Genomic DNA, 22,933 nt, shown 5'->3' with positions numbered 1-22,933 from the left:
TTAATTTGATGAACTCACAGAAAAGTTATGTGCAGTAATTAAAATACCATAACGGGCATTCAGATAATCTCCGACTCGGATTTGATCTACCCCATTGGCATGATGCACCATCAGCACTTGCGTGACTGCATCATAGCTAAAGGATTCATAACTATCTTGATGCAGGCTGAGCCAGTGCAGGGTATCTGCCAGGCTACTGTCGACGATATAGCTATCTGCATGAAAATCTTTACTCATATGCCGGTTCATCGTGTTGAAATTTCCCTTTAATTTTAACGGAAATTAGCCCATAACAAGCATAAAAAAAGTGAGCCATTGCTCACTTTTCTTGCAAAAACTTTAGTCCTGATTCGTACCGCACTTACGACACTCCCTGTGTTCCCCGATCTCTTGCATTTGCTCATACTCATAAATATGCAAACAAAACAATTTTCTTAAAAGCTGAAGCATCATTGAAACTCCTGTTTAATCATTTTTTTAATACGCTTCTTAAGATATTCCGTCCTGAAACATCATGATTTTTGACTAAAAAATCATCTCATATTAATTAGCATAATTTTTTCAGTTGTAAAATGCATTTCATCTACTTTTCACTTTTTTTGCTGATATTCTTTGAACTAGATCACATTTATTTCATAAATATGAACTTTTTTTTTGATTAAAGAGGATGTTTATGGAATTTAGATAACAAAAGTAATATCTGAGGGAGATGCTTTTTTATTAAGCTGGTAACGAAGAATCTTTATTGAAAGGCAAACTAGAAAAGTTCATTATCAGTGGAGGCAACCCATTTTAAGTCCTTCGAGATAAGAACGACGATCAATTAAGTGAATTGCTTACTTCAGATTTCATAATATCCAAAAACAAAAAACCCCTTATGATTAATGCACGTAAGGGGTTGTTTTATATGGTGGGCCCAGACAGACTTGAACTGTCGACCAACGGATTATGAGTCCGCTGCTCTAACCAACTGAGCTATAGGCCCTATATGCTGAAAACTTTATTTATCAATAAGTTCAGGCGTCATGAATACTAGCTAAGATTTTTTGGAAAGACAAGTGCTTTTATAACTGCTTGAACATTTAGGCAGCAATCATGGGCGACTTGTCTTAGTCAAAATTCAGTTACTTAAGACTTCAGTATAGGAGGCATATAGAAAAATGAGATACATGCTGCATCATTTAAGACAAATGAGCCTGTCATCTTGAATTTAATCCGGTCTACTAAGGGTAAAACTGATAGATTTAAGGTCTTAGTATATCTATAAGGTATTAAAATTCTTTATTGCTCAGGCAGCACTGTTAAAGGAATAGCCTTGAGCTCAAGAAGATAGAATGACTAGAATTCAGACTTCATTTCTTCGTCTTTATGTAAATCCTGCTTAATTTCGATCAAAGACCATACAATTATAAGCGCAAAAATCAATAAGGAGACTATGAAGGCTGTCATGTACGTCATACTTTTCAATCTCAGAGTAGAAAGAATAAGAAAATAGAAAAGACCTGTATCAGTCTTCTTCTTCGACAAAAGTCTAATAACTAAAGTGTGCTCTGGATAGTCATTTTTTCATCATTTTAAGACTTTTTTTGTATCTACTAATATTTTTAAGATATTAATATTATTTTATTTATATATATTAACTCTTAATCTTGCAGCTTAAAAAGATGAATAAATCATAGATTTTTACATTATTCGCTGATTTTATTGGAAAGCCTATTGACTGTATGGGCGAACAAGATGAAATTATGCAGTTCTCTACATACAGCTTTTACTTATCTGTGCTTATGCTAAATAAATTCCTTGGCGAATCTGCATTTAAACTTGCAGGTTGGCAATATCATGTCGAACCAGATGTGCTTGAAGATAAACAGGTTATTATTGGATTTGAACATACCTCAATGATGGATGCGGTACTGTCAATTGCTCTGTTCCAGATTTACGACCTCAAGGTTCATACCTTAATCAAAAAAGAATTATTTAAAGGACCGTTTAAACCGCTATTGAACGCTGTGGGTGGTATTCCGGTTGACCGCAAGGCCAGTAAAGATATCGTGACCCAGATGGTGGAACATTTTCAGAACAATGAAAAGTTCAATCTGGTGATTGCTCCCGAAGCAACACGGGCTAAACAAGGTGAAGCACGCAAACCAATCCGTACCGGTTTCTGGCATATTGCCAAGGCTGCCAATGTACCGATCGTGTTGTTATACGCCAATTCCAAAACCAAGCAAGGTGGCATTCTTGGCAAGATCTATCCGACAGACCTTGCGCATGACCTGGCTTTGATCAAGCAACTATATAAAGACAAGGTTGGCCTGGATATCGTTATTCCAGAATAAGCTTTTTAAAAATAAAAGCACGGACATAATCAGCGATTCTGCTGTTTATGTCCAAGTCATCTGCCCATATAAATGTATAAATAGAATTATAAATCCCCCTATCCTCTTTCTATTTTTCCTCGATATTGCACTTTTTTTGTTTTTATCCTGAAATCTCAAATCCAGACACTTTTTTTTAAAAAAACGCTTATGGTAGAATTTCGGCATTCTGATAGGCATACAGCCAATCTACAAGGAGCATAGTTCGCATGGCGGGTCATTCCAAGTGGGCCAATATTAAGCATCGCAAAGCAAAACAAGATGCAAGTCGTGGTAAAGTTTTTACCAAATACATTCGTGAATTAACCACTGCTGCAAAGCTTGGTGGTCCAGATACTGCAAGCAACCCTCGTCTACGTGCTGTGGTTGAAAAAGCATTATCAGTGAATATGACACGTGACGTGATCAACCGTGCCATTCAACGTGGTGCTGGTGGCGAAGATAACGACGACCTGAAAGAAGTGACCTACGAAGGTTATGGTGTAGGTGGTGTTGCGGTTATTGTTGAAACCATGACTGACAACTTGAACCGTACTGTGCCTGACGTACGTCATTGCTTCTCTAAAACTGATGGTAACTTAGGCACCAACGGTTCGGTGGCATTCCTGTTCACTAAACGTGGTGAGATCACTTTTGAAGATGTGTCTTTGGAAGATCAAATCATGGAAGTGGCATTAGAAGCAGGTGCTGAAGACATCGAAGTCACTGAAGATGATATCCTAGTCATTACCACACCTGAAGCCTTCGGTGAAGTTCAAGATGCTTTAACTGCTGCAGGTTTAAAATCTGACAATGCTGAAGTAGTGATGAGTCCTTCAACCAAAGCAGAAATCACAGACATCGATCAAGCGAAAAAAATCATGAAAATGATTGATATGCTTGAAGATCTGGATGATGTACAAAACGTTTATACCAACGTTGAATTCTCAGACGCAGTTTTAGCAGAACTTGATGCTTAAATATGTCTGATTCAAAAAACGCACCTTAGGGTGCGTTTTTTTATGGCTGTCCACCAACCTAGCTTTGATTAAACTTTATTGAGTAATCCGCTACAGTTAAAGACATTATATTCTTTAATCACAAAGCTGGAATGCAGTGCCACCACATGCTCAATTTTTCCAATCCGCTTAAGCAGGATTTCACTATAATTTTCCATATCTCTTGCCACGACTTCAACAATAAAGTCTGCCGACTGACCGGTGACCAAAAAGGCATTAATTACTTCGGGAATACTTTCCAGTTCTTCCAGAAATTTGGCAAAAGTATCGCTATCATGTTTGCTTAAGGATACCTGCAACAGCACATGCAGACTGAAACCTAATTTTTGGTAATTGATTTCACGTTTTAAGCCACTGATAATATTATGATCGATTAAGTGTTTGATCCTACGATGCACCGAACTGACAGATAAATTCACCCGCTCGGACAGTTCATTCAGATTGACATCTTCATGGGTCAATATTTCTAGAATATGTTTATCGAAACGATCCAGTTCCATTTTTATACTCTTATATCAATAATCAATAGATGCAGAAAATTTTGCGCCATCTCTGTTATACAATATTTATTTATTTTTCACAAAATTTTCATATTCTGAAATTTTTTCCCAAATGGGATTTCATTTTATAAATACGGTTTTCAGGAGGGTTTAAATGACCGTTAATCGCATAAATTAAAAACATGACCAATGGTATTTTTGATTAAATCTTTATTTTTAAATTATTTAAATTGGGTAAACATGGCAACAGATAGGCTATTCCTGTCAGCCCCTACACGACTTAGCCGTCCATCTTTTACAAGTGTATAGAAATAGATTAAAACAAAGGCGCTTTAAAAACAAAAATAGCGCATTTCAAAAATATTACACAAGGAACGGTCATGGCTTCTAAACTTTTAAGCTTGATAAAAACAAAAGTGAGTCCTGTTTTAACCGTCGAAACCCAAAACGAAGAGCTTATTGGGCGGCTTATTCGGTGGAACGACATCAGGTACCCTCACCAATCTTATTGGCAATCTCACCGGATCCAATACTCAACCTTCAGTCAGCTCATTATTAAATAATCTCCTTTCTGGAAGCAGCCTGAGTACGACAAATCTCAGCAATTTATTAACTCAATTTTCTGGTTCGAATGCCTCAAGTTTAAATATTCAAAGCCTGATCAGTAGCTTAACCCAATCCAATGGCGGTAGCTTTAATATTACCCAGGTCACCAACTTATTAAAGAGCTTAATGGGGAGCAATAGCAGCAGCCTAGATCTTGAGGCTATTTCTAAACTGGTGGGCGGCTTATTGGGCGGTAGCACTGGCAATATTGATATTGGTAAAATTTCTCAACTGGTCGGTGGCCTGATCGGCGGTTCAAGTAATATTGATATTGGTGCGATTACAGGTCTGGTCGGCAACCTGATTGGCGGTGGTAATGGTGATATCGATATCGCGCAAATTGCTCAACTGGTTGGTGGCTTAATTGGTGGTTCAAGCAATATTGATATCGGTGCCATTGCAGGGCTGGTCGGTAACCTGATTGGCGGGAATGGCGAGATTGATATCGCACAAATTGCTGAATTGGTTGGTGGCCTGATCGGTGGTTCTGGCGGATTAGGTGGTGTAGATATCGGTGCCATCGCAGGACTGGTCGGCAACCTGATTGGCGGTAATGCAGGCAGTGATTTTGATCTTGGTGCTATTACCGATTTAATTAGCGGCTTTGTAGGCGGAAATGCAACAGGTGGTTTTGATGTCGGTGGCTTCACTGACTTACTGAGCGGTCTGATTGCGAATGGTTCAAATGGCATAGATTTAGGTGGATTATTAGGCAATCTCAATCTCGGTAGCGATCTGGATCTGGGTGGTATGATCGAAGGTATTTCCTCTGCTTCAAACGGCTTTGACTTAGGCAGTATTGCCGAAGGTGTTGGTCAGTTGGTTGGTAGTGGCTCTTCGATTGAATTGCCTGACCTCGGTGATCTTGTCCAAGGTGTGGGTACGACTGATTCCAATATTGATCTGTCTGCTATCCTGCCGGGCATTAAAGATACAATTCAGAATATCGGCAGTGGCGGTTCTTCATCCGGATTTGATTTTGGTTCACTCCTCAATAATTTTACTAAACATATTGATATCGACCAGACTAATCCTTGGGGTTAATCATAATCTCATTAAAAAACGCGCTTCATGCGCGTTTTTTAATTCTTGAATTAGCATTTAAACTTATACACCACGCCAGTCTACCCGTGCATTGCGTTCGGTTCGGTAAATACGGCAAATATATTCACCCAGTGGTAGCTCATTCAAATACTGCTGATAGTCGCGATATTCTTCGGACAAGGTTTCAAAATTTTCTTTTTCCCACGGCGTACCTGGAATCGCCAGAAGCGGTGCCAACATGGAACAGACTGCAATATCCGCCAGACCTAAACGATTTCCGACAAAATAATGCCCACCTTGGCTGACCAGCATCTGATTGAGCTGCTGTACAGCAACATCGATGTGTTGTTTAGATTCCGCCACGGTTTCCTCATTCAATGCATAACCCTTGGCCACCATCGCTTTCAATAAAGGTTTAGAAAATTTTTCAAACTGGCGCAGATAGCCCTGCTCACCAATTAAAATATCCAGAGATTCATGATCAGAAGTCAGTGCTTGAGAGAGCATCCAGCGACGGACATGACGACCCAATTCCAAAGTAATTTCATTAATTTCTAAAGCTTTATTTCGAAAATACCCTTCTGCGTGCAGTAAACGATGTTCTGGATAAGTATCATCCAAATACAGAGCAATCTGGGTGGAATCTGCGATCCATCGATCCTGATCACGCAAAATAGGCAGACGATTCTGGCCTGTTTTCAGGCGGGCAAAAGCACGGTGTACCCCGGGTATCAGATTGTGAGCAACATAGTACAGCTCTTTATGGTCCAGCATCCAACGTGCTTTTTCGCAAAAGTGAGATAAAGGAAACTGGTATAAAGTTCGCATGTATGCTCCATGTTTATCGTTATTGGATCAGGGCGTGTAGGCCGCTGTTTTATTCAGATACTTTAGTCACTCACTTTTAGAAAAACAATGTGATTTTTATTCAAAAGTAAAATACTGGCTGATTATTCCTCTATGGTTGGTGGACTCACTACACATCCCGGAAAGCTCAGCGAGTCATTTTAGGTCGCCAGAAGCATTTGATTGCAATAAACCACAAGCACATGACCTGACTTTAGTCATGCTTTCATGTAAAATCGGGGGCAATTTTTATATAACGCTTTTGTGAGTTATTTCATGGGTTTTAATTGCGGTATTGTCGGCTTGCCGAACGTTGGTAAATCTACACTTTTCAATGCCTTAACCAAAGCTGCTATTGCTGCAGAAAACTTCCCTTTCTGTACGATCGAACCAAACACCGGAATTGTACCTGTTCCTGATCCACGTTTAGACAAATTGACTGCAATTGTTAAACCGCAACGTGTTATTCCGACTTCTATGGAGTTTGTAGACATCGCAGGTCTGGTCGCGGGTGCTTCTAAGGGTGAAGGCTTGGGTAACCAGTTCCTGGCCAACATTCGTGAAACTGATGCAATTGCTCACGTTGTGCGTTGTTTTGAAGATGAAAACGTGATTCATGTGAATGGTCGTATTGATCCACTAGATGACATTGCTACGATTAATACCGAACTTGCGCTTGCAGACTTGGATGCTGTAGCCAAAGCGATTACGCGTTTGACTAAATCTGCTAAGGGTGGCGACAAAGAAGCGCTAGCTACTAAAGCAGTTCTGGAAAAAATCCAGCCTTTACTGGATGAAGGTAAACCGGCTCGCGCAGCGGACCTAGATGATGACGAACGCAAGCTGGTACGTGGCTTTGGTTTAATGACGCTTAAACCAACGATGTATATTGCCAACGTTGCTGAAGACGGTTTTGAAAACAACCCGCATTTAGATGCAGTCAGAAAATTAGCCGCTGAAGAAAATGCGATTGTGGTTCCACTTTGCAACCAGATTGAAGCTGAAATTTCATTGCTTGAAGATGAAGACCGTGCTGAATTCCTTGAAGCAATGGGCATGGAAGAACCGGGTTTAAACGTTGTAATTCGTGCAGGTTATTCATTACTGGGCCTACAAACTTACTTCACCGCGGGCGTGCAAGAAGTTCGTGCCTGGACCGTAAAAGTTGGCGCAACTGCACCACAGGCAGCAGGCGTGATTCATACCGACTTTGAAAAAGGCTTTATCCGTGCAGAATGTATCGCTTATGATGATTTCGTGCAGTACAACGGCGAAGCCGGTGCGAAAGAAGCAGGCAAATGGCGTCTAGAAGGTAAAACTTACATCGTTCAGGATGGCGATGTTTTACACTTCCGTTTTAACGTTTAAGTCATTGCTGTTAAAAAAAGCCCCTTCTTGGGGTTTTTTTATTGCTTATAAAAAGAGGATTCATACGTATAACAGGCTTTCTGGAAGCGCATAAGATCAACACATATTAACAATAATGATAACTATTCTCATATATGAATATTAAATTAGAGTGTATCTTAAATCTAATGAAAAATAACCTAACTCCATTCTCCCCAAGGAATCCTGCCAATGAGCTACACCTTGCCTGTACTGCCTTATGCTTATGATGCGCTAGAGCCTCATATCGATAGCAAGACTATGGAAATTCATCATAGCAAGCATCATCAAACTTATATCAATAATATCAATGCAGGAATCGCGGGTACAGAATGGGAAGATTTATCAGTCGAAGCCTTAATTAGCAAATTCAATGAAGTGCCCGAGCAACTCAGACAGAACGTGATTAATAATGCTGGTGGACATGCCAATCATTCCCTGTTCTGGACAGTGATGAGTCCAGACGGCGGTGGTCATCCCAAAGCTGAAATTGCCAAGGCCATTGAACATGAATTAGGAGGATTCGAGGCATTTAAAGAAGCATTTACCCAGGCAGCGCTTAGCCGTTTTGGTAGTGGGTGGGCCTGGTTAAGTATGACGCCAGATCAAACGCTTATTGTAGAAAGTAGCGCCAATCAGGATTCTCCACTGATACATGGCAATATTCCCCTTTTAGGTCTGGATGTCTGGGAACATGCCTATTATTTAAAATATCAAAACCGTCGTCCGGAATATATTTCTGCTTTTTTCAATGTTGTGAACTGGGAAGAAGTGAATCGTCGTTATCTGGAAGCGTTGAATGCGCTTTAAATCTTTGAGGAGATCGACCATGTCTACACGTACATTGATTCAACGCATGATTGGCAGCACACTCCTGATCTGCGGTGTAATGGTGCTTTTATTAGAACATGTGTGGATGCCCTATTTTTAAAGTTTATTTTGCTAAAAAAGCCAGTCTGAATGACTGGCTTTTTATAGGTACATTTAAATGGGCAAGGGTTTATTGCATATTGGCAATTGCAGTACCTTTTTGCTTAGGATCGGTATTTCCGAGTGCAGGATGGGCAATGGCATTCTGACATTGCAGTTTATCCCGCTCATAATCCGCCTGTTTTTGTTGCAGGCTGTTGCCATTTTCCATGGTCGTCCGCGCCCAGATTTCCAGACTGGTCAAAGCTTTACGACACAGAGCATATTTGCCTTCGGTCACCGAATCGGTCATTTTGACATTAATACGCCAGTCTGTACTCAATTTACGTGCTGGTTGACGTACCTGTGTTTCCAGCTGATCCACTTCTTTATTATAGACCAGTGGATCCACTTCATTGATCAGTTGCCATGCGGCATTGGCATAAGTCGTCGCATCATTAGTCAATTTAGGTGCCGGTTTAATTTCTGGCTTATCAGTCGATTGACTGTCATTCCCACACGCTTGTAACAATATTGCCGTGCTTATTAAAGCAGCAATCAGCATCGTACGTGTCTTGAACATCCACATATCAGGCTCGCCAATTTAAACATTTCGGCACTATGCTATTAAATTCACGTAGAATACACAATCTTCATTTGACCCATCGTTCAACTCTCCTTCAAGGTGTGTCGTGTCTGAACCGAATCAACTCGCTACGCAACCTGCTGGCTTCTGGCAAGGTGCAAAAGATAGCCAAGCGATTATCTTCACTTATTTACCAGTGTCGTTTGCTTTTGGTGTTTCAGCCACTCAGTTTGGCTTTACCGCCTGGGAAGCACTGTTCCTGTCCTGCTCGATGTATGCAGGTGCCAGCCAGTTCCTGGTGGTCGCTCTCTTAGGTAGTGGAACATCTATCTGGATGACGGCATTAACCGTGATTGCCTTAGACATTCGTCATCTGCTTTATGGCCCTGCGTTACAAAATCTGATTCAAGACCGGCTGAATTTAAAGAAAACGGCAATCTGGTCTTGGGGTTTGACCGATGAAGTTTTTGCCTCCGGCATGATCAAGCTCTCGCAACGGCGACAGGAATGGTCAGAATCCTGGATGCTCGGTTTAAGCCTGTTTAGCTGGATGTCCTGGGCACTCGGATCTTTCCTCGGTGGATTGTTTGCCGATCAGGTCAGCAACCTGCCGCAATTCTTACAGGCTGCGCTGGATTTCTTGTTACCTGCGCTGTTCCTGAGCTTCTTGTTAGCCGCTTTTGAGAAAAAACATACTTTTGTTGTAGCTGTCACAATTCTGGTGTCTGCGATTGCCTGTTATTTTATCGACCTGTCTGCCGCGATCTTTATCGGTATAAGTTCTGGTATTTTCGCAGGCCTGTTCAAGCACTATATTCTGAAACAGCCAGATCCTGAACACGCAGGAGATCAAGCATGAATCTAGAGATTATTCTGGTCGGGATTTTAGTCGGGATTGCCAATTTTGCCTCGCGCTTTGGTCCGTTTTTTGTCATTCAAAAATTTCAGCAAGGTTCGCAAAAACGCGGAGCATTGTGGCTAAAAATTGCCTTGGGTTCAATCGGTATTGCTGCGATCAGCTCTATGCTTGTAGTTGCTACCCTGCCGCCTTTATTAGAAACACCGAATAAAAGTTTTGCGATGCTGGTTGGCTTTATTGTGCTCACGGCTTTGTACTTTAAGTTTAAACGGATCGTGATGGCGACACTGACCGCAGCACTGACCTATGGGTTGGTTTACACCTATGTTGCAGTACCCTTTTAAGCTTTAACTAGTTGATCAATTGAAACAAAGACTTATGCTAAACTCATAGTATAGGTCTTTTTTATATAACAATAAAAACAAGGAAGGATGCGCATGTTTGAGGTCAAACAGGTGATTGAAGGCAAAATCTTTATTCATCATCGGCGCGATGAAATGTTAACCGTATTCCATCGACATGAAGTGCCGGCACAATATTTTGAATGTTTTATCAATGCTCAAAATTTTACCGGACATTTTGTCGAAATACATGCTCAACCAGCAGATCAAGTTCGGGTGGTTTATATTAAAAAGAATAGCACCCATCAAATTATTGCTATGCTTAATCAGAGCCAATACGTGCTGCATCTTCATCCTTTGACATTGATTTTGGGTAAATGGAGCTTCAGACATCGTGTCCTGCCGAATACTCTAAAAATTTTTGCTGGTTTATTTGCGCTCCTTTTTATTCTTTTTTCAGCTACCGCCTTTTCAGCAGATCAGTTCCAGCTCACCACCATCTTGCGAGACTGCATTCAATTCACAGTTTTTGGGCTACTGTTATTTTTGCTGTGCTTTGTACTGCCTTTTGTATTGCCCTATGCGTATTTCCTGCATGTTCGTACATTACGTCTGTTAAAGATGCTAAATATCAATACTGAACAAGTTGCACAAATAGAAAAGCTCAAGTCTCAAAGCGAGATTTATCTTCTGCAAACGCAGTCTGACAGCGATGTGAAAATGACAGCGCCTCCTTATTAAAATCTAGAAAAACTTTATAAATAAAACTGTTGGTCAATATCACAATTTTGTATGAATCTTGGCTTAACTGTCGGCTCAGTTCTGCTATGCTAAAAGTCCATAAAATCAAGCATGGATGATCCACATGAGCGTGACTATTGGTACTCCCCTTCAATCTTCTGCCTATAAAGTTCTATTATTGGGTTCTGGTGAACTGGGCAAGGAAGTGGTGATTTCACTACAACGCCTTGGAGTCGAAGTTCATGCTGCTGACCGTTATGATCATGCCCCTGCCATGCAGGTTGCGCATTATTCCTATACCTTGAATATGGCAGATGCTGTAGAACTCAAACAACTCATCAATCAAATCCAGCCACATTTAATTGTTCCTGAAATTGAAGCGATTGCGACCGAAGTTCTGCTTGAAATAGAAGCCCAGAACATTGCTACAGTCATTCCTTCTGCTAAAGCCGTCAATCTGACCATGAACCGTGAAGGTATTCGTCGTCTGGCTGCGGAAGAACTCGGTCTGCCAACTTCAGCTTACCGTTTTGCCGACAGTTTAGAATCCTTCCGCGCGGCCTGTGACGATGTCGGCTATCCAAACTTTGTGAAACCGGTGATGTCATCTTCAGGCAAAGGTCAGTCTCGTGTTACCCGTTTTGATGAAGTCGATGCTGCCTGGGAATATGCGCAAACCGGTGGCCGGGTCAATCAGGGTACTGTGATTGTAGAATCACAAATTGACTTTGATTTTGAAATTACCTTATTGACTGTTCGTGCAAAAAATCCAGAAACCGGCGAAATCGAAACGTCTTATTGCGACCCGATCGGACATCGTCAGGACTCAGGTGATTATGTGGAAAGCTGGCAGCCTCAACCGATGACTCCAGCCGCGCTGGAAGAATCCAAGCGCATTGCCAACAAGGTCACTACAGCACTTGGTGGCTGCGGAATCTTTGGAGTGGAACTCTTTGTAAAAGGCGACAAAGTATGGTTTAGTGAGGTTTCCCCACGTCCACACGATACTGGACTGGTGACTTTAGCCTCCCAATTTCAAAGTGAATTTGAGCTGCATGCACGTGCTATTTTAGGCTTGCCGGTGAATACTGCACGACATAGTGTGGCTGCCAGTGCGGTAATTTATGCTGGAGTAGATGGCCGTAATCTTTCATTTTCTGGCCTGAATCTTGCTTTAGCAGACGGCAATACCGATTTGCGCCTGTTTGGCAAACCAGAAGGTTTTAAACGTCGTCGTATGGGCGTTGCCACGGCACGTGCAGAAACTATTGAACAGGCACGTGAACTGGCCCTCCAGGTCGCCAACCAAGTTAGCGTCAACCAAAACTAAGCTGAAATACCAACGGACGACTGTACATGATCAACACCCATCCACTGCTGAATTACGCTAAAAGCAACCATGACATTAAAGCCATCAATCAATGGCGCAGTGATGTCGAAAATCAGCTTCAGGAAAGTTTTGAAAATGGCCAGTCGATTCGGGATATTATTCTGGCGCGTTCCAACCTGATTGATGAAGCATTGCAGTTTCTCTGGCAGCATGCCGAACTGGATCAAACTGATTTGGCCCTGTTTGCAGTCGGAGGCTATGGCCGTCGTGAAATGCTGCCTTATTCTGATGTCGACATCATGATCTTGTCAGAAGACGAGATTAACCCGGAACAGGAACCACTGATTTCTACATTCATTTCATCGCTTTGGGACGTGGGGAATTTCAAACCCGGTATCAGTGTCCGCACCATCAATGAATGTGTCAATCAGGCCAGCAGTGATCTGACCGTCGCCACCACCCTGATTGAAGCCCGTCTGATTATTGGCAATGAAAACCTGTGCAAATGGCCACGTCGCATCGTGTCACGCACCTGGACTGACAAAACCTTTTTTGATGCCAAGATGGATGAGCAGCATAAACGCTATGCTCAGCACAACAATACCGAAAGCAATCTGGAACCAGATATTAAAAATGCGCCGGGTGGCATCCGTGATATTAATCAGATTGGCTGGATTGCTAAACGGCATTTCCGTGTGAACCGGATTTATGATCTGGTACATCTCGGTTTTATTTCAGAATTTGAACTCGGTGTGCTTGAGGAAGCTGAAAGTTTTCTCTGGGAAATCCGTCATCACCTGCACCGCCTGACCAAACGCGATGAAAACCGCTTATTGTTCGATTATCAACGTGATATTGCCGCCAAATTCGGCTATGTACGTGAAGAGGCGCATCATCCGAACTATCCAATTGAACAATTCATGAAGCGCTATTATCGCAGTGCGCAGCAAGTATCCACGCTGAACGAAATGCTGCTGGCCTATTTTAATGAATCGGTCATTACGCCACGTTTACCGCAATATGAACGCCAGATCGAAGAAATCAACCAGAACTTTAAACTGGTCGATGGCAAACTGGCTGTGCAGCATCACAAGATTTTCTCGGAAAATCCAAACGCAATTTTGGAAATTTTCTATCTGCTGGCCAATCGTCCTGAGATCGAAGGTATTCGTGCGCGTACTTTACGCCTGCTGACCCTGGCTGGAAAACGCATTGATCAGGATTTTCGTGATAATCCGGTGCATCAGGCGCTATTTATGGCGATTATCCGTTCACCGCATCGACTCTACGATACTATGGTCGCGATGAAGCGTTATGGTGTGCTTGGAAATTACATCCCGGCCTTTGGACAGATTCTGGGACTGATGCAATATGACCTGTTCCATATCTATACGGTCGATGCACATACCTTATTGCTGCTGCGTAATTTAAACCGCTTTAAAGAACCTGAATTTGCCAAGGAATTTCCGGTGGTCAGTTCAGTGTTTCAGCGTCTGACCCGTCGTGACATCGTCTATCTGGCAGCAATTTTCCATGATATTGCTAAAGGTCGTGGCGGTGACCACAGTGAACTCGGTGCCAGCGACGCGATTAAATTCTGCCGTAGCCATGGCTTTACTGAACGCGAAAGTAATCTGGTGGCCTGGCTGATCCAAAATCATCTGATGATGTCGGTGACTGCCCAGAAAAAAGATATTTCCGATCCGGATGTGGTCAAAGAATTCGCCGAAAAAATGGGTGACATGGAACATCTGGACTATCTGTACACCCTGACAGTCGCCGATATTAACGCCACCAATCCGAAGCTGTGGAATACCTGGCGCGCTTCGCTGATGCGTCAACTATATACTCAGGCACGTGACGTAATCCGTTCTGGTCTGGGCCGTCCGGTTGATTATCAAATGCTGATTGAAGATACTAAATTTGCAGCCAGTGAACTTCTGGTTCAGGACTTCTCACTGGATGAGGTAGAAAAAGTCTGGCAGGAACTTGGTGATGACTATTTCCTCAAAGAAACAGCAGATGAAATTGCCTGGCATACCCGTGCCATTTTACAACACGGCGATAATCCTGCCCCACTGGTGCTGATGCGGGCGCACCGTAAATATGCGCAGGATGCGGTACAGATCTTTATTTATACGCAGGATCAACCCAACCTGTTTGCTACCACGGTAGCTATTCTGGATCGTATGAATCTGGATGTACAAGACGCACGGATTATTACAGCGACTAAAGCCTTCAGTCTGGATACCTATGTAGTACTGGACCGTTTTGGTACCTTATTGACCGATCCGGAACGCGAAGCCACAGTGATTGAAGCTCTGAAAGATGCCTTGAGTCATTCTGATGAATATCCGGGCCTGATGCAGCGCCGGATTCCGCGTCAATTACGTCATTTCGATATTGAAAATACAGTCGATATTAGTATCAATCCTACCTTGAATCAAAATATGGTCGAAATCGCTACTCTCGATCATCCTGGTTTACTTGCCAAAATCGGTGGTTTATTTATGATGCAAGGCCTAGATATCCACTCTGCCAAAATTGCTACACTTGGCGAACGTGCCGAAGACATATTTTTTGTCACCAAAAAAGATGGCAACCCTATGACACCTGAAGAATCTGCTGAATTTGCAGCTGCACTTAAAACTGCGCTGGATGAAGCTTCTCATCAGGTTTGTAGTCAACACTCACATTAAAACGCGGTTACTTATTCATGAACTCTAGCTTGTCTCTACTGCATCCTTATCCGTTTGAAAAGTTAAATCAGCTTTTTGCGGATATCCAGCCTGCAAATATGCCCTTAATTCCCCTGTCGATTGGCGAACCAAAGCATCCTGCACCGGAGTTTGTGAAACAAGCGATTATTGATAACTTTAAACATTTATCGACTTATCCAAACAGTAAAGGCCTGCCGGAGCTACGTGAAAGTATCGCCCAATGGCTGACGCGCCGTTTTCAGCTAAATAGCATCAGTGCAGACAGCAATATCCTGCCTGTTTCTGGTACGCGTGAAGCGATTTTCTCGTTTGTACAGGCTTTGGTGAATCGTGAAGATGCACCTTATGTGGTAATGCCGAATCCATTTTATCAGATTTATGAAGGTGCAACGCTGCTCGCAGGTGCCAAACCTTATTTCATCAACTGTACTGAGGAAAATAACTACCTTGGTGATTTTGATGCGGTTCCGGCAGAAGTCTGGGAAAAAACGGCATTGCTATTTGTCTGCACCCCGGGCAATCCAACCGGTGCAGTGCTATCCAAAGAACAGTTTAAAAAACTGATTGCCCTGTCGGATCAATACAACTTTGTGATTGCTTCAGACGAATGCTATTCGGAACTGTGGTTTGACCAAGCACCCGTAGGTTTACTGGAAGTTTGTGCTGAAATTGGCCGGGATGACTATAAAAACTGTGTGGTGTTCCATTCACTGTCTAAACGCTCTAACCTTCCGGGCATGCGTTCAGGTTTTGTTGCCGGTGATGCCAGCCTGTTAAAACCTTATTTGCAATACCGTACTTACCACGGCGCAGCGATGCCGGTTCAGCACCAGTTAGCTTCAATTGCTGCCTGGGATGATGAAGCACATGTGGAAGAAAACCGGGTGCAATACCGTGCCAAGTTTGATTTATTCCAGAAAGAACTTGGTCATCTGCTGCCACTCAAAAAACCGGATGCAGGTTTCTATTACTGGTTAAAAGTCGACAATGATGAAGCCTTTGCCAAACGTTTGATGGAAGAAGCACATATTAAAGTTCTTCCGGGTCGTTATTTATCCCGCGATACGGAACAAGGTAATCCGGGTGAAAATCATGTACGTCTGGCACTCGTAGCCGATCTGGCGCAATGTGAAGAAGTCATTCAACGCCTTAAAGCCATTCTCTAAGTTTAAGTCATCACTAAAAAACCCACTTTAGATAAGTGGGTTTTTTAATTAACATTAGATGAGCTCTATTTTTATTTCATACTGAGAAAATAACGTTGAGTCTTACAACACTTTGGCAATTTCATCCTCAAGATCTTCAGGCTTGGTGGTCGGAGCAAAACGGTTCAATACCTTGCCATCACGCCCGATCAGGAACTTGGTAAAATTCCATTTAATTCCATTGCCTAAAATACCTTTGGAATTATTAGTTAAATATCGAAAAATGGCGTGCGCTTCAGGGCCTTTGACATCCACCTTGGAAAACATCGGGAAAGATACGCCGTAATTTTTCTGACAAAATTCACCAATCTGTTCATTGGAACCTGGATCTTGACCACCAAACTGGTTACATGGAAATCCCAAAATTTCCAGACCTTGATCTTTATATTTTTCGTAAAGTTTTTCTAATCCTGAAAACTGGGGGGTAAAACCACACTTACTCGCTGTATTGACGATCAAAAGTACCTTGCCTTCATAATCTGCAAGTGGCTTGCTTTTGCCATCTAACAATTCAGCTTCGAACTGATAAATGTTAGTCATGGATAGGTTTCCTCATCATTTTTTTCTTGTGTTTCTAAGTCCAAAGAAGCCGAGTTGACACAATAACGTAAGCCCGTCGGTTCTGGGCCATCCGGGAAAACATGCCCTAAATGTGCGTCACAATGATGACAAACAATCTCAGTTCTGACCATTCCGTGTGAAGTATCAGGTAATTCTTCTACCACCGAACTGCTGACGGGACGGTAGAAACTTGGCCAGCCACAGCCGCTATCATACTTGGTCTCAGACGAGAACAGTGGCGTGCCGCAGCAACGGCATACATAGGTGCCATCTTGCTTGGTATTCCAGTATTTTCCAGTAAATGCCGGCTCGGTTCCCTTCTCGCGCGTAATGCGAAACTCCTCAGGTGATAACTCTCTTTGCCATTCCCGGTCTGATTTATTGAGTTTTCCCATGATCACATACCTTTTTATCTTGCTATTTAAAATAGGATAATCCTATATTTACGTGATTCATTTTAAAAATTCTAGTCTTTATTCAACATTTTACAAAAGACATATAATGTTCAAAAAAGCAAAAAGAAAGCAAATATAAAAATAAAAGTAAGCAATTTTTACATTAAATGTTTTTTAGTGAGCAAATTTAATGGTATTCTTAGCTCTAAATTTGCTCAGGATTAAAAAATGTCGCAAAAAAAGAGCGTAATTTTTAAAAATCTGCTGCCTGTGATCAAACAATATCAGCAGCTTGGATTTACGCATGAAAAAATTGTTGCACTACTTCGAGATGAACATGATCTCGATCTAGTCACAACTGAGACATTTAAAAGTTATTTATATCGTTATGCAAAAGTGACCTCCACTCCTTCCGAGAACATCAAAATGCCGAACACTTTCCAAACCCCTCGCGAGATCAAGAAATCATCTAAGCTCGAGCATGTGTGCTACGACATTCGCGGACCTGTGTTACGAGCGGCCATCGAGATGGAAGAAGCCGGTCACAAAATTATCAAATTAAATATTGGCAATCCTGCCCCATTCGGTTTTGAAGCGCCGCAGGAAATTATCAATGATGTAGCTTTAAACCTGCCGAATGCGATTGGCTATACGGATTCTAAAGGGATTTTCCCGGCACGTAAGGCGATCTGTCAGTATTATCAGCAAAAAGGCATTCTGGATATGCACGTCAATGACGTTTATATTGGTAATGGTGTGTCTGAACTGATCGTGATGGCCATGCAGGGTCTGCTGGATGATGGCGATGAAATGCTGATTCCAATGCCAGATTATCCACTCTGGACAGCAGCAGTGAACCTGTCTGGCGGTACGGCGATTCATTATAAATGTGATGAAGAAAATCACTGGTATCCAGATATTGCCGACATGGAAAGCAAAATCACGCCAAATACGCGTGGTATTGTGATTATCAACCCGAATAACCCGACCGGTTCGGTTTATCCACGTCATGTGTTGCAACAAATTGTCGACTTGGCCAAGAAATATGACCTGATTTTATTTGCTGATGAAATCTACGACAAAATTATTTACGATGGAATCGAGCATGTTGCTGTAGCAGCTCTGGCTGGCGATCAGCTCTGTGTCTCGTTTAACGGTTTATCTAAAGCCTATCGTATTGCTGGTTTCCGTTCCGGCTGGATGGCCATTACCGGCGATAAAGCACGTGCAGCAGACTATATCGAAGGTCTGGATATGCTGGCGTCGATGCGTCTGTGTGCCAACCATCAGGCACAATATGCGATTCAGACCGCACTGGGCGGTTATCAGTCAATTAACGACCTGATTCGTCCGGGCGGGCGTTTATATGAACAGCGCAACATTGCCTGGGAAATGCTGAACGAGATTCCAGGTGTGTCTTGTGTCAAACCTGAAGGTGCGATGTACTGCTTCCCGAAACTGGATCCGAATGTGTATCCAATCCAAGACGATGAAAAGCTAATGCTGGATTTGTTACGTGCCGAGAAAGTGCTTCTGGTTCAAGGTACAGGCTTTAACTGGCCGACACCGGATCATTTCCGTGTAGTATTCCTGCCGGCTGAAAATGAACTGCGTGAAGCCATTACCCGTGTTGGCCGTTTCCTGGCCAAGATGCGTTAATTCTTGAAATAGACAATATAAAAAACCGCGTCTCAACGCGGTTTTTTATTTCTTTGAAAAAGTTCAGGCTTTTGGCTGATGAAATTTTAAAAATCATACGGGCTTACTGGAGCAAATTTCTGCACTCAATGGTTTCTTCTCCGACAATTTCCCCTCAATCATGAAGATTCATGTTATTTTTTGACCAAATATAAAATTCTATGAGTACACGGATGTCCTCAAACACAATGAAGCTCAGCCTTTTTCTCTGCCTTAGTATGTGCTTGGGCATTGGCATCCTTCGCTTTTCTTATACCGCACTGTTACCTGGCACACGCGAAGCCTTTGGCTGGAGTACAGATTTTGCCAGTCTCTTGGGCAGTGCCAATTTGCTGGGTTATTTAATCGGTGCATTTATGGCCATGCGTCTGCCTCAAGACCGCAGCATGAGTACCTATATTCAAATTTCAGCCTTTGCCGGTATGCTCAGCCTGATGTGCTGTGCATTTTCTGGTTTTTCTGAAGTATGGTATATCGCTTGGCGGATTATTTCCGGGATCAGCGGTGGACTGATGATGATCTTATCGCCGAGTGTGGTCGCGCAGTGCTGTGAACTTCAGGATCGCCTCAAAATCAACTTTATTGGTTTTAGCGGGATTGGACTAGGCGTTTTAATTGCGACCCTGTTTCTGCCTTATTTGGATCAAATTTCCATACAGACGGCCTGGCTGATCTTATGTGGTTTTGCCCTGCTCATCTGTATCGTTTTAAGTTTACTAATTCAGAAATTTAAGCCGTATTTGTCCACACAAGCTCTTGCAGTTACCTCTCCTCTCTCTTTGAATAGCGTCTTTTATAGTTTATTGACGGTCTACGCGTGTAGTGCATTCGCCTATATACCGCATTCACTCTTCTGGATTGATTATTTAAGCCAGCAGTTGGGATTGAGCTTGTTCTGGATTAATTTCAACTGGATTCTGTATGGAATAGGCAGTGCCTTGGGTGCCTTTAGTGCTTATGTGCTGGCCAGAAAATGGGGTAATTTTGCTGCCCTGAAAATTCTTTATAGTCTTTATATTGTGGCTATTTTTATTGCGACTCTAGATGCCAGTCCATTGCTCACTTTTAACTCTTCCTTTTTCACTGGGATGCTAAATCCGGCTGTGGTCTTCCTGACCTCCTATACCATTTTGCAACTGTATGGACTGGCTTATAAAAAGCTCTGGAGTATTGCTACCTTGTGTTTTGCCTCGATTCAGCTGATCGGTGGACTCAGCTTTAGTGCGCTGCAATATTTTGGATTGAGCTATCATCAACAGTTCATACTGGCCACATTGGTTCTTTTATTAGGAACATTGCAATTGTTCTGGTGTACACGTCCTGCCAGACTCAAGCCTGAACAACAAACTCAGCCAGTGTCTGCTCATGGAGAAGGAACTAAATAAGGATAAGGATTGGTTGCTCCTTGCCCACCCAGATAAATCCCATAATGTAAATGCGGTGGGGTATTTTTAGCATTGCCCGTATTACCCACATAAGCGATGACTTCACCTGCTTCGACCCAGTCGCCTTCCTGAATATCCGCTGCATAATCATCCAGATGTGCATAATAATGCTGACTCATATTGGGGCCAGTCACCCAGATGATTTTTCCACCCAGATTGTTGGTGCCAATCCTACGCACAATACCTGGGGTGGCGCTAAATACTGGCGTACCGCGTTTGGCAAAAATATCCGTACCTTCGTGTTTACGACCGTCACTACGCGCTGCTCCCCAAGTATCATTAATCTGACCAACTCTGACGCCTTCAACCGGAATCTGTAGCGGAGCTTCTAACTGGGCTCTCTGTAATTGCCAATACAGATAAGGGCTTTTCCAACCTGCTGCTTCACCTGAAGGCGGTGGCTGACAGGCAGTTAGTAGAAAACCTATAGATAACAGTAAGCTTATAATCCGAAGAAATTTCACCAATATTCGCATTAAATTAAATAGATGACTTTTATCTTAATCACAACCGCCTAATTTAAAGTCACAATCCTGTTATTTTTAGTGATGATTTTATACAAGCGTTCAAATAACAAAACCCTCAAATGAGGGTTTTGTTATTTTAGGTGGATAGGAGATTATCTACGTTTTTTAGCACGAGATGGTTTCGATGGTTGTTGTTGCTGTTGCTGTTGCTGCTCTTCATTCTGAGCATTGTCCTGCTTGTCTTTTTGTTGGACCTGCTTATGTCTCGCTTTAGCTTTAGCCATGATTTACTCCTTTGGAGAAACGTCTCTATATCACTGGAAGTTCCATTCATCACTGTAACGTTTATACAAAATAAGCCAATCGCTGAGCTGTATCCAAATACGTCAATGTAATACAGTGTTTACTAAGTTATTCAGCTTAGAACGAATCATTTCTAGGCTCATTACACTTCTTACATGATCTTGCAGCCTGATACTTATTTTAACGTTTAGCTCTTAGCTGTTCAGACTTTTTCTGAAAATAAAACTATAAAGAAACCCGCAATTACTGCGGGCTTTAACTGATAAATTGCCTCGCAATTTTAGGCATCCATCTTAGCAATAATCGCTTCACCAAACTCAGAACAACGAAGTAAGGTCGCCCCTGGCATCAAACGCTCGAAATCATAGGTCACCGTTTTTGCCGCAATCGCACCCGAAATCCCCTTGATGATCAGGTCGGCAGCTTCTGTCCATCCCATATCACGCAGCATCATTTCTGCTGACAGAATAATCGAACCTGGATTCACTTTATCCTGCCCGGCATATTTAGGCGCTGTGCCGTGGGTTGCTTCATAGACTGCAATCGAACCGCCAATATTGGCACCCGGTGCAATTCCAATCCCACCAACCTCCGCAGCCAGCGCATCAGAAATATAGTCACCATTTAAGTTGAGTGTCGCAATCACAGAATAATCCGCCGGGCGCATCAGGATTTGCTGCAAGAAGGCATCTGCAATAACATCTTTAATAATAATGTCTTTGCCTGTTCTTGGATTTTTGATTTTAACCCACGGACCACCATCTAAAAGCTCACCGCCGAAACGTTCCAATGCGACCTCATAGCCCCACTCTTTAAATGCTCCTTCGGTGTATTTCATGATATTGCCTTTGTGCACCAAGGTCACACTCGGCTTGTCATTTTCAATGGCGAACTGAATCGCTTTACGCACCAGACGCTGGCTACCTTCTTTGGAGACAGGTTTGATCCCGATCCCACAATTGTCTTCAAAGCGGATGTTGGTTACACCCATTTCTTCTTTCAAAAACTTGATAACCTTTTTCGCTTCCTGAGAATCTGCTTTCCATTCAATACCGGCATAAATATCTTCTGAATTCTCACGGAAGATCACCATATCGGTCAGTTCCGGATTATGCACCGGTGAAGGCACGCCCTCGAACCAGCGCACCGGACGTACACAGACATATAAATCCAATTCCTGACGTAAAGCCACATTCAGGGAACGAATACCGCCACCAACTGGTGTGGTCAGTGGACCTTTAATCGATATCACATAATCGCGCAGTGCTTCGAGAGTTTCTTCAGGCATATAGGTGCCGTAAATTTTGTCAGCTTTTTCACCGCAGTAGACTTCCATCCATTCGATGGAACGCTTCCCGGCGTATGCTTTTTGCACAGCAGCATCTACCACAGTTCGCATTGTTGGTGTAATATCTGCACCGATTCCATCCCCTTCGATAAATGGGATAATTGGATTATTTGGTACGTTGAGTGACAGGTCTGCATTAACGGTAATTTTGGTACCATCCACAGGTACTACGATTTTTTGATATCCCATTATTAGTATTCTCCCGGATGCCGCTGACAAATCTAAAATAATTGCCGATTAGGCAATACTTTCAACTGTTCTTAACGC

The 22,933-nt window shown here is 42.6% G+C and carries 21 protein-coding genes, 1 tRNA gene and 1 pseudogene; 13 read left to right on the top strand and 10 right to left on the bottom strand.

Features of this window, described 5'->3' with window-relative positions; all coding sequences use genetic code 11:
* Nucleotides 1-237 carry a hypothetical protein gene (locus tag NI462_RS00960; protein WP_085064551.1) on the bottom strand — a complete coding sequence of 79 codons (237 nt, stop codon included), beginning with the start codon at nt 235-237 and terminating at the stop codon, nt 1-3.
* Between the two features lie 671 nt (nt 238-908).
* Nucleotides 909-985: transfer RNA gene (locus NI462_RS00955), tRNA-Ile, on the bottom strand.
* Between the two features lie 799 nt (nt 986-1,784).
* Between NI462_RS00955 and NI462_RS00950 the strand changes: the two genes are divergently transcribed.
* Together NI462_RS00950 and NI462_RS00945 are read left to right on the top strand one after the other, a co-directional pair.
* Entirely contained in the window at nt 1,785-2,339 is a 555-nt protein-coding gene (locus NI462_RS00950; RefSeq protein ID WP_004278932.1) for a 1-acyl-sn-glycerol-3-phosphate acyltransferase, read from the top strand.
* Nucleotides 2,340-2,587: 248 nt separating this feature from the next.
* Entirely contained in the window at nt 2,588-3,337 is a 750-nt protein-coding gene (locus NI462_RS00945; RefSeq protein WP_004645516.1) for a YebC/PmpR family DNA-binding transcriptional regulator, read from the top strand.
* A gap of 68 nt (nt 3,338-3,405) precedes the next feature.
* On the opposite strand, the gene NI462_RS00940 is transcribed toward NI462_RS00945, so the two are convergent.
* On the bottom strand, nt 3,406-3,876 hold the full coding sequence (locus tag NI462_RS00940; protein WP_004645518.1) for an Lrp/AsnC family transcriptional regulator: 471 nt from the start codon (nt 3,874-3,876) through the stop codon (nt 3,406-3,408).
* Nucleotides 3,877-4,256: 380 nt separating this feature from the next.
* On the opposite strand from NI462_RS00940, the pseudogene NI462_RS00935 reads away from it, so the two are divergent.
* Nucleotides 4,257-5,526 (top strand): annotated as a pseudogene (locus NI462_RS00935) (hypothetical protein).
* Between the two features lie 63 nt (nt 5,527-5,589).
* Here the strand turns inward: NI462_RS00935 and NI462_RS00930 are convergent.
* Nucleotides 5,590-6,354 carry a glutathione S-transferase family protein gene (locus tag NI462_RS00930; protein WP_004645522.1) on the bottom strand — a complete coding sequence of 255 codons (765 nt, stop codon included), beginning with the start codon at nt 6,352-6,354 and terminating at the stop codon, nt 5,590-5,592.
* A gap of 294 nt (nt 6,355-6,648) precedes the next feature.
* On the opposite strand from NI462_RS00930, the gene ychF reads away from it, so the two are divergent.
* Together ychF and NI462_RS00920 are read left to right on the top strand one after the other, a co-directional pair.
* On the top strand, nt 6,649-7,740 hold the full coding sequence (gene ychF, locus NI462_RS00925; protein ID WP_004645523.1) for a redox-regulated ATPase YchF: 1,092 nt from the start codon (nt 6,649-6,651) through the stop codon (nt 7,738-7,740).
* Between the two features lie 210 nt (nt 7,741-7,950).
* Nucleotides 7,951-8,568 (top strand): superoxide dismutase, encoded by a 618-nt coding sequence (locus tag NI462_RS00920; RefSeq protein ID WP_253158739.1) that lies wholly within the window; start codon nt 7,951-7,953, stop codon nt 8,566-8,568.
* Between the two features lie 190 nt (nt 8,569-8,758).
* Here NI462_RS00920 and NI462_RS00915 read toward each other — a convergent pair whose 3' ends face one another.
* Nucleotides 8,759-9,256 (bottom strand): hypothetical protein, encoded by a 498-nt coding sequence (locus NI462_RS00915; RefSeq protein ID WP_253158737.1) that lies wholly within the window; start codon nt 9,254-9,256, stop codon nt 8,759-8,761.
* Nucleotides 9,257-9,359: 103 nt separating this feature from the next.
* Between NI462_RS00915 and NI462_RS00910 the strand changes: the two genes are divergently transcribed.
* From NI462_RS00910 to dapC, 6 genes are all read left to right on the top strand, one after another.
* Complete coding sequence (locus NI462_RS00910; RefSeq protein WP_004278940.1) at nt 9,360-10,112, top strand: AzlC family ABC transporter permease; 753 nt, start codon at nt 9,360-9,362, stop codon at nt 10,110-10,112.
* Nucleotides 10,109-10,456, top strand: a complete 348-nt coding sequence (gene ygaH, locus NI462_RS00905; RefSeq protein WP_224217193.1) for an L-valine transporter subunit YgaH — start codon at nt 10,109-10,111, stop codon at nt 10,454-10,456. Before NI462_RS00910 ends, ygaH begins: the two co-directional genes overlap by 4 nt.
* A gap of 93 nt (nt 10,457-10,549) precedes the next feature.
* On the top strand, nt 10,550-11,194 hold the full coding sequence (locus NI462_RS00900) for a hypothetical protein (RefSeq protein ID WP_044113026.1): 645 nt from the start codon (nt 10,550-10,552) through the stop codon (nt 11,192-11,194).
* A 115-nt stretch (nt 11,195-11,309) separates the two neighbouring features.
* Nucleotides 11,310-12,524, top strand: coding sequence for a formate-dependent phosphoribosylglycinamide formyltransferase (gene purT / locus NI462_RS00895; protein ID WP_171057027.1), 1,215 nt, complete (start codon nt 11,310-11,312; stop codon nt 12,522-12,524).
* A gap of 26 nt (nt 12,525-12,550) precedes the next feature.
* On the top strand, nt 12,551-15,223 hold the full coding sequence (gene glnD, locus NI462_RS00890) for a [protein-PII] uridylyltransferase (RefSeq protein ID WP_253158732.1): 2,673 nt from the start codon (nt 12,551-12,553) through the stop codon (nt 15,221-15,223).
* Between the two features lie 17 nt (nt 15,224-15,240).
* Nucleotides 15,241-16,410 carry a succinyldiaminopimelate transaminase gene (dapC, locus tag NI462_RS00885; RefSeq protein ID WP_253158730.1) on the top strand — a complete coding sequence of 390 codons (1,170 nt, stop codon included), beginning with the start codon at nt 15,241-15,243 and terminating at the stop codon, nt 16,408-16,410.
* A 102-nt stretch (nt 16,411-16,512) separates the two neighbouring features.
* Here dapC and NI462_RS00880 read toward each other — a convergent pair whose 3' ends face one another.
* Both NI462_RS00880 and msrB read right to left on the bottom strand, forming a co-directional pair.
* Nucleotides 16,513-16,989, bottom strand: coding sequence for a glutathione peroxidase (locus tag NI462_RS00880; protein ID WP_004278946.1), 477 nt, complete (start codon nt 16,987-16,989; stop codon nt 16,513-16,515).
* Nucleotides 16,986-17,405, bottom strand: coding sequence for a peptide-methionine (R)-S-oxide reductase MsrB (msrB, locus tag NI462_RS00875; RefSeq protein ID WP_004645533.1), 420 nt, complete (start codon nt 17,403-17,405; stop codon nt 16,986-16,988). The genes NI462_RS00880 and msrB overlap by 4 nt, the downstream gene beginning before the upstream one ends.
* Nucleotides 17,406-17,633: 228 nt before the next feature.
* Here msrB and NI462_RS00870 point away from each other — a divergent pair, with 228 nt between their 5' ends.
* Together NI462_RS00870 and NI462_RS00865 are read left to right on the top strand one after the other, a co-directional pair.
* Nucleotides 17,634-19,064: a pyridoxal phosphate-dependent aminotransferase gene (locus NI462_RS00870; RefSeq protein ID WP_247144048.1), complete on the top strand. Its 1,431-nt coding sequence runs from the start codon at nt 17,634-17,636 to the stop codon at nt 19,062-19,064.
* 212 nt (nt 19,065-19,276) lie between these two features.
* Nucleotides 19,277-20,488, top strand: a complete 1,212-nt coding sequence (locus tag NI462_RS00865; protein ID WP_253158728.1) for a YbfB/YjiJ family MFS transporter — start codon at nt 19,277-19,279, stop codon at nt 20,486-20,488.
* On the opposite strand, the gene NI462_RS00860 is transcribed toward NI462_RS00865, so the two are convergent.
* The 3 genes from NI462_RS00860 to icd all read right to left on the bottom strand — a co-directional run bounded on the left by NI462_RS00860 (nt 20,467) and on the right by icd (nt 22,855).
* A complete protein-coding gene (locus NI462_RS00860) occupies nt 20,467-21,024 on the bottom strand; it encodes a M23 family metallopeptidase (protein WP_085064147.1) in 558 nt (185 codons plus the stop codon). The two genes, NI462_RS00865 and NI462_RS00860, sit on opposite strands and share 22 nt — an antisense overlap.
* Before the next feature lie 143 nt (nt 21,025-21,167).
* Complete coding sequence (locus NI462_RS15035; protein WP_004645538.1) at nt 21,168-21,299, bottom strand: hypothetical protein; 132 nt, start codon at nt 21,297-21,299, stop codon at nt 21,168-21,170.
* 299 nt (nt 21,300-21,598) lie between these two features.
* The gene (icd, locus tag NI462_RS00855; RefSeq protein ID WP_224217186.1) at nt 21,599-22,855 is read right to left on the bottom strand and encodes an NADP-dependent isocitrate dehydrogenase; all 1,257 of its coding nucleotides are present in this window, start codon (nt 22,853-22,855) and stop codon (nt 21,599-21,601) included.
* Between the last annotated feature and the right edge of the window lie 78 nt (nt 22,856-22,933).

The sequence above is a fragment of the Acinetobacter lwoffii genome (assembly GCF_024129715.1).
Lineage (GTDB): Bacteria > Pseudomonadota > Gammaproteobacteria > Pseudomonadales > Moraxellaceae > Acinetobacter > Acinetobacter lwoffii_U.
Note: the sequence above shows the minus strand (reverse complement) of the source record. Positions and strands in the feature narration are given on the sequence as shown.